Genomic DNA, 11,775 nt, shown 5'->3' on the forward strand with positions numbered 1-11,775 from the left:
TCGCTGTCGTTCTCAAAATCGGTGGAGCTGCATGACAAAGTCATCGGGCATTATCTGAACATAAAACACTATCAATAAGTTGGAGTCATTACCTAGACTGTACAATCTTTTTTTCTACATGGCAGGGGACATTCTGCGTGAATTTGATAGATATTTCGGTGGAGTCGAATGTCGTGGTGTTAGGTGGCGATATAGTATTTTTGACCTTGTCATACTTGACGTTATCAGTATGGCTCACTACTTGCCCTGCAATGCTCTTCAGACCTACAGCATTTTGGTCTTCAAAGTTGCGGTAGATCCCACCACCAACGTGGCAATAGTTGCCTGCCTTAATTTCAGACATCGAACCAGAAGCGTTACCAAGAGTGACCATGTCGGTTTTTAACGTTGACACAAGAGTATTATAAACGGCAAGGTCGCCCATTTTCGCCTTTGACTCAACGTTATATGCCGGCGATATTTCTTGGGTTAAGATTGGTCTTACAGTTGTATTTTGTTGCGGATTACTTTGCTGCGCGCAACCGGCTAATAATAAAACCCAAAGTGCCATTGACTTATTCGTCTTCATTCTTAATTCCCTTTCTACGTGATTGGTATATCGTTTATTTCTGGACGTTTCTTAAGCTGTGGACGCTATTTTGTGTCTGGTAATCCACAATAATTTGTTACATTTAACAATGTTGCAACCGTCTGGCGTGTAATTGCTTTGAAGCAGATCATAAGGCTTCATACTATGAGAACAAAACCAGTTCTGGTGGGTACTTTTTGAACCTGCTTCTGTATAAATAATAACAAGTAACTTAGTATTTATATACAGAAGCAGGTCTTTTCCTAAGCCAACTTCCCTTCTGTTTCCACTTCCAAAAACAGTCTCCAGTCGCTATGATTCGCCCATTATGATAAGTAAGTAACTACCTATCGACGGAGCACATGAGCCAGATCTTCTTTAACACTATTAACAACGACCAGTACGACTTCATGACCGAGTGGGACACCACAGTCATGGACAAGTGGGTGGCCGAGAATATTGGGCTGTCACGCTGCAAGGATGAGGCGGAGTTGTTCGAGACAAAGTGGTTTGATTACCGCGACATGCACCCGCTTATGGCCACATGCCTCTTCACTGAGGCATACAAGCGCCAGTACTCATACATCATGCTGTCGCATGGCCGCGAACACTATGAGACGGCCCAATTCACTACCGGTTTGAAACGTGTGCCGTATCAGGAGCTGTCGACGGCCAACAAAACATCTCTCTGGAAAGCACGCCAGTTTGCCGACCAGTACTGCTGCTCTTATGACTACTTCATTTCTACCGTTCTTTCCGCAGCTGCACGCCGTCTGTGGGACAAATTACCTCGCCCTCAGCATCTCTGGCAGCCCGAGCTGATCGAGATATTCGAAGAGAAGATAGCCAAACGCGCTGTAACCCGTCTGGATGACTCTCTGGTGAGTTTTAAGCATCTGGGAGACATGCAGCACGACCCGATTCAAGAACGCTATTTTGAGTGGGTTCTGGAGCGTCTGCGTGGCATTACCCGAGACAAACGCGTCCGTATCATCTTCTCCGCTGTCTGGTTGATGGAAATCGTGCCTGAGCGTGTGATTTACGCGCACTTCCCGGAAGAACTGGAAGAAGCACGGCGATTCTGTTGATCCCCTATCTGGCTTTTTTAGTATTAGAAAACAAATTGTTTAAGCACCAAAGGAAAGCACATGACCGAACTTTGCCACACAGGACGAGGGTTGTCTGAAGAGTTCGACGACGACTTCCAGAATCGACTCGCAGCCTACTTCTGTCGCGACCATGAGTTTCTGACCCGCGCCGGTGATCTGGTTGCGCCAAACCAGTTCTCCAATGCGGCCAACGCCATTCTGGTGAACATGGTGTCGGGCTACTACAGAATGTATAAGAGCGCACCGTCATCGTCGGCCATCCTCGACATGCTCAAACGCGCCAAACGCGATAAGACGATCCGCGAAGAGCTGTTCCCCGACGTCGTTGAGGCGTTTAAGCGGATTCTCGCTGAGAAGCTGTCAGACACGGCGTATATGGTCGACCAGGTCGCGACGTTTGCCAAAAGCGTAGCGTTCGACGACGCGCTGATTAAAGCGGCTGAGATGAAAGAGAAGGGCGATTTCCAGGGCGCGATGGCAATCATGGCCAAAGTCCAGCAAATCGGCTCTAACGAAGCGACCGGCATTTACGATTACTTCTCTGAATCAGCAGAGCGTTACAAGGCGCGTGAGTACGAAGCATCCGACGATTACGTGCCAAACAGCATCACAACGGGTCTACCGCTGCTCGACAAGCTGCTTTATCAGAAAGGCTGGGCAAAGCGTGAAATGGTGCTGTTCATGGGCTTCGCGAAGTCTGGTAAATCGACGGCGATGGGTGAGTTCTCCATCAACGCTACGCTTGCCGGTTACAACGTCCTGTATCTGTCGCTGGAAGTTCACACATCCATTCTGTCAGATCGCTTTGACGCCCGTCTGTCTGAGACCGAAATGTCCAAGCTGGTGGAGCGCCGCGACGACGTCCATCGCAAACTGGCAGAGCTGGGCGCGACGAAAGGCGTGGGGAGCTTGTGGATTGTTGAGCGACCATCCGGAAGCATGTCGCCTGCAGATCTGGATCGCATGTTGGGCAGTATGAAAGCCAATGGCATGATCCCCGACATGGTCGTGGTCGACTACGCCGACCTGATGCGTGCCAGCTACGACCTCCGCGACGACCGAGCCAACATTCGCAACATCTACACTGACCTGCGTGCGCTGTACGACAAACACAACGTTGCCGGCATCACTGCATCGCAGACTAACAGGGAAGGTGGTGCTTCAGAGGTGGCCACAATGATGCACGCAGCGGACAACATCGAGAAGGTGCGTATCGCTGACCTCGTTATCACGATCAACAAAACGGAAGAGGAAGAAGCGAAAGGTGAAGCGCGTCTTTACTTCGCTGGTTCACGTAACCAGAAAGGCGGCGTAAGCATCCGCGTTAAGCAGAACCTCGAACAAATGCGATTCATCGAACGCATTATGGACGTCCTATAAAAAAGAAGGCGTGGAAAGAACCTCCACGCCTGTTCCCATCAGAGAAAAACTTCCTTTTGCCAACCACAAAAGAAAAAACACATGAGCCTTTATGGTATTCAAATGCTGAGGCTTATCAAGATATTACCTGCAAAAAATAGGGTTAAACAATGAGTGACCTCAAAGAACTTTTGACTGAGCTGGATTTCGAACAATGGCTCGATATGGAGGGGATCATCTACCGTCGTGGTGGTGTCAGCACTCGTGGACGTGAGGTGAACATCAAGGAGTGCCCGGTATGCGGCAGCTCAAACTGGAAGGTATATTTCAATCTGACCAATGGCGTCGGCAAATGCTTTGCTGGTGATCATCCCGAAGAGATTCAGTTCAATAAGCTGGTCTTCCTCAAACACTACAGCGGCAAATCCCGTCGCGATTTTGAAGAGTACGTCCAGAACGCGCTGATCTCACAAGGATGGGCGCCGAAGAAAGAAGAGATCGTGCTGGCCAGCAAGGTTGAACTCGAAGGGCCAGTAGCTCTCCCGCGCCATTACGAACCCCCCATTGACGGTCGTCTTCCTGATTATCTGGTGGAGCGCCATATCTCCCCGGAGCTGGCCAGATACTTTGATCTGCGTTACTGCGTCGAAGGCAAGCACGCATACGTCGATCCGTACACAGACCAGGTCAAAGGACAAGTGTTCGACATGCGCATCCTGATACCGGTTTACGATCTGGATGGCGTGATGAAGACCTTCCAGGGGCGTGACATTACCGGTGCAGCGGAACGCCGTTACCTCTTCCCCATGCAGCTGCCGGCGTCGGGTAAGTTTCTCTACAACGGCCACAACGCAGTCGGAAAACAAACGGTCGTTGTGTGTGAAGGGGCATTTGACGTAATGGGCGTGAAGCGAGCCATCTTCGACGAAGAGACGCTGCGGGATTATGTAGAGCCAATTGGCACGTTCGGGATGCACTTGTCCGGAAATATGAATGAGGACGCTGAAGATCAGTTAGGCGCGTTCCTGACGCTCAAGGCGCGTGGATTACGCAACGTCATCATGATGTGGGACAGCGAAAAGCAAGCGATCCGCAACACCATGTCAGCGGCCAAACGTCTCACCAGCATCGGGCTGAATGTCAAAGTGGCCTGTCTGGGCGAAGAAGGTCTCGACCCCGGCGACGCGACGCCAGAGCAGATACTAAAAGCCTATTATCGTGCCAAGCCGTACTCCAGACAGTTGGAGCTACAAAGCAAGGTACTCGGCATTAAAGCTCTTGTATAAATTGCACGCCTTTAATGATAAGTAGATACATACTTATGTTTCTGTAAAAATATGCTCGACGAAGGAATTGAGGAACCTTTATGAAAGCAGATATTCAGAAGTCTGTTACCGAAATTATCGACAAATCAGGCGTAGAAATTGATACAGAAGAGCGCCAGAAGATTATCGATGAGGCGATCCAAACTGCGCTGGAGCACATCGCCACGTCTGTGAGCACCGCACCTCTTGGGGAAGGCTCGAAATACATGCGGGTATGGGTTCGTTTTGGAGAGTCCCCGGAGCTGCCTGGTGTTAAACAGAAACGCGCGGCACTCGTGGCGTTCACTCGCAAAATGAAGGACGCAACGGTCGAAGTACGTGCCGGTGCATGGTACGACGGTCGCGTTGTCTACACCAATCAGGCGGTGTGTGATGAAGGTGAACGATTTGAGGAAATTGTCGACGCAACTCTTCGCGCGATCAAAGGCAGGGCTGGTGTAGAGGATGATCCGTCTATCGCGGCGTTCCTGAGCATTGTCGAACTGCCTGAAGTTACCGAACGCGTTACCGATCTGACAACACCACCTGGTTTGCTGGAATTGGTGGTCAGTGGCGATACCAAAAAAGCCGTTGAGGGGGAACCGCAGAATTCGGAAAAAATCGTACGCTAAGCTAACGGTGTTCTCGTGACAGCTCTTTGACTAGGCTTTCTAAGGCCATTCTGATAGCCCTGACTTCCTGAAAAGCCATGGCTAAAATTTGTGCGGCTAAAAGGGATAACCGATGGTAAAGTAAGTTATCCCTGTCGAGATACTGAAAAGCGTTATCCTCGTTTTTCCCAAAACTGTTTTGCCAGTTCGCTCAGAGCGCTAGTTAACTGAGCGACAGATTTCGCACTTTGCAAATTATTCTGCCCGGTCTGTACATTGGTATCAGCAGCATCGCGTATATTGATAATACTGCGGTTTATGTCTTCACTTACTGCTCCCTGCTGCTCGACCGCAGTCGCTATTTGCGCGTTCATGTCGGTAATTTCGTTAACGCGTTGGCCAATTCCATCAAGAGCTGTAGCTGCTTCCTCTGCGTGAGCTACACTCGTGTGCGCTTGCCGACTACTTTGCTCCATGACTGTAACAGCGGATTGCGCTCGCTCTTGTAGAGCGCTGATCATGCTTTGAATATCCGTTGTCGATTGCTGTGTGCGAGCAGCAAGACTGCGAACCTCATCGGCGACAACAGCAAAACCACGCCCCTGCTCACCAGCACGCGCGGCCTCAATTGCTGCGTTGAGTGCCAACAAATTCGTTTGCTCGGCGATCCCTCGTATAACGTCAAGAACTTTTGATATCTCGTTACTTTGACCTTCAAGCTCATGAATAACCTGAGTGGCTTGCCTAATTTCACCTTCAAGGGCAGTGATTGACTGGCTTGTGTGGGCTACCAGACGCTGGCCAGATGCCGTCTCAGTGTCTGCTCTTCCGGCCGCATCTGCAGCATGCTGTGCATTGCTCGCAACCTCTTGAATGCTTGCCACCATTTGGTTTACTGCCGTTGCTATTTGATCTGTCTCTGCCTGCTGCTCAACTGTAAGTACATTGCTTGACTCAATATCCTTTAGTAGGCCTCGGGTGTGTTCGCTAAGCCGATTTGATGCATCACCTATGCGACCTACTATGGCGCCTGTTTCAGCTTGCATCATTCGTAAAGCAAACTCTATTTGGCCAAACTCATCGGTGCGCCCAGTGTAGAGGGATTGACTTAATGGGTTATTGGAAATATTCCTGGCTCTTTCAACCAGTCTTCCAAGAGGAGAGAGAATAGCCAAAACACTAACAGAGCTTAAGCTTCCTGACATTAAAGTGGCTAACACCTAGATTCTACGTCAGTACTTCAAAAAGCATAATCAAAGCCTTGATAAATATGCATTCCTTCGAAATTCAGCTTTCACCCATTGGGTGAAAGAAAAGTGCTCAAAAATATGTTAAATTATCAGCTTTTATGACTCGATATATGGTAAAATAATAGTAAGAAAAGTAGTAAAAAGGGGTTCTAATTATGATTAATAAAATTGATTTCAAAGCTAAGAATCTAACATCAAATGCAGGTCTTTTTCTGCTCCTTGAGAATGCAAAAAGCAATGGGATTTTTGATTTTATTGAAAATGACCTCGTATTTGATAATGACTCAACAAATAAAATCAAGATGAATCATATAAAGACCATGCTCTGCGGTCACTTCATTGGCATTGATAAGTTAGAACGTCTAAAGCTACTTCAAAATGATCCCCTCGTCAACGAGTTTGATATTTCCGTAAAAGAACCTGAAACAGTGTCACGGTTTCTAGGAAACTTCAACTTCAAGACAACCCAAATGTTTAGAGACATTAATTTTAAAGTCTTTAAAAAACTGCTCACTAAAAGTAAATTGACATCCATTACGATTGATATTGATAGTAGTGTAATTAACGTAGAAGGTCATCAAGAAGGTGCGTCAAAAGGATATAATCCTAAGAAACTGGGAAACCGATGCTACAATATCCAATTTGCATTTTGCGACGAATTAAAAGCATATGTTACCGGATTTGTAAGAAGTGGCAATACTTACACTGCAAACGGTGCTGCGGAAATGATCAAAGAAATTGTTGCTAACATCAAATCAGACGATTTAGAAATTTTATTTCGAATGGATAGTGGCTACTTTGATGAAAAAATTATCGAAACGATAGAATCTCTTGGATGCAAATATTTAATTAAAGCCAAAAGTTATTCTACACTCACCTCACAAGCAACGAATTCATCAATTGTATTCGTTAAAGGAGAAGAAGGTAGAGAAACTACAGAACTGTATACAAAATTAGTTAAATGGGAAAAAGACAGAAGATTTGTCGTATCTCGCGTACTGAAACCAGAAAAAGAAAGAGCACAATTATCACTTTTAGAAGGTTCCGAATACGACTACTTTTTCTTTGTAACAAATACTACCTTGCTTTCTGAAAAAGTAGTTATATACTATGAAAAGCGTGGTAATGCTGAAAACTATATCAAAGAAGCCAAATACGACATGGCGGTGGGTCATCTCTTGCTAAAGTCATTTTGGGCGAATGAAGCCGTGTTTCAAATGATGATGCTTTCATATAACCTATTTTTGTTGTTCAAGTTTGATTCCTTGGACTCTTCAGAATACAGACAGCAAATAAAGACCTTTCGTTTGAAGTATGTATTTCTTGCAGCAAAAATAATCAAAACCGCAAGATATGTAATCATGAAGTTGTCGGAAAACTATCCGTACAAGGGAGTGTATGAAAAATGTCTGGTATAATAAGAATATCATCAATAAAATTGAGTGTTGCTCTGTGGATAACTTGCAGAGTTTATTAAGTATCATTGCAGCAAAGATGAAATCAATGATTTATCAAAAATGATTGAAAGGTGGTTGTAAATAATGTTACAATGTGTGAGAAGCAGTCTAAATTCTTCGTGAAATAGTGATTTTTGAAGCTAATAAAAAACACACGTGGAATTTAGGGAATACTGATGTAACACGGATTGACCGTATTGGGAGTTTGAGATGGTGACAAAGAGAGTGCAACGGATGATGTTCGCGGCGGCGGCGTGCATTCCGCTGCTGCTGGGCAGCGCGCCGCTTTATGCGCAGACGAGTGCGGTGCAGCAAAAGCTGGCGGCGCTGGAGAAAAGCAGCGGAGGGCGGCTGGGCGTCGCGCTCATCGATACCGCAGATAATACGCAGGTGCTTTATCGCGGTGATGAACGCTTTCCAATGTGCAGTACCAGTAAAGTTATGGCGGCCGCGGCGGTGCTTAAGCAGAGTGAAACGCAAAAGCAGCTGCTTAATCAGCCTGTCGAGATCAAGCCTGCCGATCTGGTTAACTACAATCCGATTGCCGAAAAACACGTCAACGGCACAATGACGCTGGCAGAACTGAGCGCGGCCGCGTTGCAGTACAGCGACAATACCGCCATGAACAAATTGATTGCCCAGCTCGGTGGCCCGGGAGGCGTGACGGCTTTTGCCCGCGCGATCGGCGATGAGACGTTTCGTCTGGATCGCACTGAACCTACGCTGAATACCGCCATTCCCGGCGACCCGAGAGACACCACCACGCCGCGGGCGATGGCGCAGACGTTGCGTCAGCTTACGCTGGGTCATGCGCTGGGCGAAACCCAGCGGGCGCAGTTGGTGACGTGGCTCAAAGGCAATACGACCGGCGCAGCCAGCATTCGGGCCGGCTTACCGACGTCGTGGACTGTGGGTGATAAGACCGGCAGCGGCGACTACGGCACCACCAATGATATTGCGGTGATCTGGCCGCAGGGTCGTGCGCCGCTGGTTCTGGTGACCTATTTTACCCAGCCGCAACAGAACGCAGAGAGCCGCCGCGATGTGCTGGCTTCAGCGGCGAGAATCATCGCCGAAGGGCTGTAACTGGTTTTGTTGAATAAATCGAACTTTTGCTGAGTTGAAGGATCAGATCACGTATCTTCCCGACAACGCAGACCGTTCCGTGGCAAAGCAAAAGTTCAAAATCACCAACTGGCCCACCTACAATAAAGCCCTCATCAACCGTGGCTCCATAACTTTCTGGCTGGATGATGAAGCTATTCAGGCCTGGTATGAGTCAGCAACACCTTCTTCACGAGGCAGACCTCAGCGCTATTCTGACCTTGCCATCACGACTGTGCTGGTCATTAAACGCGTATTCAGGCTGACCCTGCGCGCTGCGCAGGGCTTTATTGATTCCATTTTTTCTCTGATGAACGTTCCGCTACGCTGCCCGGATTACAGCTGTGTCAGCAGGCGGGCAAAGTCGGTTAATATCAGTTTCAAAACGCCCACCCGGGGTGAAATCGCACACCTGGTAATTGATTCCACCGGGCTGAAGGTCTTCGGTGAAGGCGAGTGGAAAGTCAAAAAGCATGGCCAGGAACGCCGTCGTATATGGCGTAAGCTGCATCTGGCAGTTGACAGTAAAACACATGAAATCATCTGCGCTGACCTGTCGCTGAACAACGTTACGGACTCAGAGGCCTTCCCCGGGTTAATCCGGCAAACCCACCGGAAAATCAGGTCAGCCGCCGCCGATGGAGCTTACGATACCCGGCTCTGTCACGATGAACTGCGGCGTAAGAAAATCAGCGCGCTTATCCCGCCCCGAAAAGGTGCGGGTTACTGGCCCGGTGAATATGCAGACCGTAACCGTGCAGTGGCTAATCAGCGAATGACCGGGAGTAATGCGCGGTGGAAATGGACAACAGATTACAACCGTCGCTCGATAGCGGAAACGGCGATGTACCGGGTAAAACAGCTGTTCGGGGGTTCACTGACGCTGCGTGACTACGATGGTCAGGTTGCGGAGGCTATGGCCCTGGTACGAGCGCTGAACAAAATGACGAAAGCAGGTATGCCTGAAAGCGTGCGTATTGCCTGAAAACACAACCCGCTACGGGGGAGACTTACCCGAAATCTGATTTATTCAACAAAGCCACGCGCTGGACACACCACGATGACAGCGGTTTTATCCCTTACGCCATCACCACCGGCCTTGATTACGAGGCGATGACCGAACAGCGCAAAGGCTATGAGAACTTTGTTTATCAGAACGGCGTTTACGATCTCGGCACCAAAGGTGATATGCGACGTAACGAACGTAACCTGATGTGGAACCTCGATCCCTACATTCAAACGCACTGGCAGCTCACCTCAGCCCTGGGGCTGGACGCCGGGGCGCGCTATAGCTCGGTATGGTTTGATTCCAACGATCGTTATGTTGTAGGTAAAAATGGTGATGATAGCGGCGAAGCGAGCTATCACAAGTGGCTTCCGGCGGCAGCGCTGAAGTATGCCATGACGCCGCAGTGGAACGTTTACCTCTCTGCCGGGAGGGGATTTGAAACGCCGACCATTAACGAGCTGTCCTATCGTCCCGATGGTCAGTCCGGGCTTAACTTTGCTCTGCAACCGGCCACTAACACCACCGTTGAAGCAGGCAGTAAATGGCAGGTGGGCACCGGGATGGCGAGCCTGAGCGTCTTCAATACGGACACGAAAAATGAAATTGTCGTTGCCGCCAGCGACAATGGCCGTACGTCCTATCAGAACGCGGGCAAGACGCGCCGCCGCGGGGTCGAACTGGGATGGGATCAGCAATTTGCGCCCGCCTGGCGCGCCAAACTGGCGTGGACGCTGCTGGATGCGACCTACCGTGAAAACGCCGGCGATGCTATTCAGAGCGGCAATCGGATCCCGGGGATTGCACGTAATAGCGCCTATGCCTCCTTTGGCTGGGTGCCGGAAGAGGGATGGTACGCTGGCGCTGAAGTCCGCTATATGAGCGATATTCAGGTCAACGATGCCAATAGCGAGCAGGCTCCAGCCTATACGGTGACGGCACTGAATACCGGCTATAAATATGTGCTAGATAACTGGACCGTCGACCTCTATACGCGCGTTGATAACCTGTTTGATAAGCGCTACGTCGGCTCTGTTATCGTCAACGAGAGCAACGGACGCTATTATGAACCGGCGCCGGGCCGTAACTATGGCGTTGGGCTATCGGTCAGCTATCAGTTTGATTCGCTGTAACAATACGGCTGCCGGAGAGTGCTATTGAGGTGAGGCTCCGGCAGCGGGTAAAGGCGTTGATTCCTGGTAACAATAAGCTGCTTATTGATGTATCAGTAAGCATGCCGGCAGCCATTGCGCTTGATATAATACTACCCCATATGAGCAAGAGTATTTTCACGGAAAAGCTAGCAGCCAATTTCGGCCTCGCGGCCTTCCCGCTTCTCAATTGAGCATATAATTTTTCCGCAGCCAAAACCTGCTCAGGTTCAGGCTTGGTCCTTACAGACTGGTATTCAACAATCGAACCATTCTTAGCTATTGGCGTTACATAAGCACTTACCCAATAGTGGTCGCCATTTTTACAGCGATTTTTTACTAGCCCCATCCATGAGCGGCCAGATTTTAATGTACTCCACATATGCTCAAATGCAGCAGGCGGCATATCTGGGTGTCTTACGATGTTGTGAGGCTGGCCTAATAGTTCTTCCTCAGTGAAACCACTGATTTTAATGAAGTCAGGATTAACGTACGTGATATGGCTTTGAGGGGAGGTAGTCGAAAGAATATTGGCATCTTTTGGGAGTTCTAAGTTTCGACCCGTCACTGGTAAATTCTGGCGCATAAGAACCTCAAGGGTTGGCTGTTTTATTTTATTGTTTTCGGCATTAAGCCCAATTTCTTGAGCGTTACGATAAAGCTAGCATGGAAACGATAGGTGCAAGCAAGTTAAGGGTTGCATCGCGCATGTCAATCTAGGCTATACCCTAACTTGATGTCAGGCAGGGCCGCGCCGCTTCGTCAGAATAGAGTCTGCTTTCCCATTTTTTGACACATGCCCGCGAAGGTTATAGATTTCAGCCTGACAGAAATGGGCTTTGAGGCACAACGGAAC

Annotated in this window: 11 protein-coding genes and 1 pseudogene; 9 read left to right on the top strand and 3 right to left on the bottom strand. The window is 48.8% G+C overall.

The annotated features are described in order from the left end of the window. Positions 1-78: IS1 family transposase (locus HII27_RS26175; RefSeq protein ID WP_001401901.1), on the top strand; the 78-nt coding region annotated here is incomplete at its 5' end. A gap of 10 nt (positions 79-88) precedes the next feature. Here HII27_RS26175 and HII27_RS26180 read toward each other — a convergent pair. Beyond that, entirely contained in the window at positions 89-568 is a 480-nt protein-coding gene (locus HII27_RS26180) for a hypothetical protein (protein ID WP_185670163.1), read from the bottom strand. A 362-nt stretch (positions 569-930) separates the two neighbouring features. Between HII27_RS26180 and HII27_RS26185 the strand changes: the two genes are divergently transcribed. From HII27_RS26185 to HII27_RS26200, 4 genes are all read left to right on the top strand, one after another. Then, positions 931-1,656: a hypothetical protein gene (locus HII27_RS26185; RefSeq protein ID WP_064411599.1), complete on the top strand. Its 726-nt coding sequence runs from the start codon at positions 931-933 to the stop codon at positions 1,654-1,656. Between the two features lie 60 nt (positions 1,657-1,716). After that, on the top strand, positions 1,717-3,057 hold the full coding sequence (locus HII27_RS26190; RefSeq protein WP_185670164.1) for a DnaB-like helicase C-terminal domain-containing protein: 1,341 nt from the start codon (positions 1,717-1,719) through the stop codon (positions 3,055-3,057). A 149-nt stretch (positions 3,058-3,206) separates the two neighbouring features. Next, complete coding sequence (locus HII27_RS26195) at positions 3,207-4,322, top strand: DNA primase (protein WP_185670165.1); 1,116 nt, start codon at positions 3,207-3,209, stop codon at positions 4,320-4,322. An 80-nt stretch (positions 4,323-4,402) separates the two neighbouring features. Next, complete coding sequence (locus tag HII27_RS26200) at positions 4,403-4,972, top strand: hypothetical protein (protein ID WP_185670166.1); 570 nt, start codon at positions 4,403-4,405, stop codon at positions 4,970-4,972. A gap of 152 nt (positions 4,973-5,124) precedes the next feature. On the opposite strand, the gene HII27_RS26205 is transcribed toward HII27_RS26200, so the two are convergent. Further along, positions 5,125-6,156, bottom strand: a complete 1,032-nt coding sequence (locus tag HII27_RS26205) for a methyl-accepting chemotaxis protein (protein ID WP_014342102.1) — start codon at positions 6,154-6,156, stop codon at positions 5,125-5,127. 200 nt (positions 6,157-6,356) lie between these two features. Between HII27_RS26205 and HII27_RS26210 the strand changes: the two genes are divergently transcribed. The 4 genes and pseudogenes from HII27_RS26210 to HII27_RS26225 form a co-directional block, all read left to right on the top strand. Beyond that, entirely contained in the window at positions 6,357-7,619 is a 1,263-nt protein-coding gene (locus tag HII27_RS26210) for an IS1380-like element ISEcp1 family transposase (protein ID WP_000608644.1), read from the top strand. 249 nt (positions 7,620-7,868) lie between these two features. Beyond that, entirely contained in the window at positions 7,869-8,744 is an 876-nt protein-coding gene (locus HII27_RS26215) for an extended-spectrum class A beta-lactamase CTX-M-14 (RefSeq protein ID WP_001617865.1), read from the top strand. A gap of 79 nt (positions 8,745-8,823) precedes the next feature. Then, a complete protein-coding gene (locus HII27_RS26220; RefSeq protein WP_012579081.1) occupies positions 8,824-9,747 on the top strand; it encodes an IS5-like element IS903B family transposase in 924 nt (307 codons plus the stop codon). 56 nt (positions 9,748-9,803) lie between these two features. Further along, positions 9,804-10,901: pseudogene (locus HII27_RS26225) on the top strand (TonB-dependent receptor domain-containing protein); the annotation flags it as partial. On the opposite strand, the gene HII27_RS26230 reads toward HII27_RS26225, so the two are convergent. After that, positions 10,876-11,505 carry a PAS domain-containing protein gene (locus HII27_RS26230; protein WP_013188478.1) on the bottom strand — a complete coding sequence of 210 codons (630 nt, stop codon included), beginning with the start codon at positions 11,503-11,505 and terminating at the stop codon, positions 10,876-10,878. The pseudogene HII27_RS26225 and the gene HII27_RS26230 sit on opposite strands and share 26 nt — an antisense overlap. Positions 11,506-11,775 lie beyond the last annotated feature (270 nt).

Source organism: Kluyvera sichuanensis (genome assembly GCF_014218705.1).
Taxonomy (GTDB): domain Bacteria; phylum Pseudomonadota; class Gammaproteobacteria; order Enterobacterales; family Enterobacteriaceae; genus Kluyvera; species Kluyvera sichuanensis.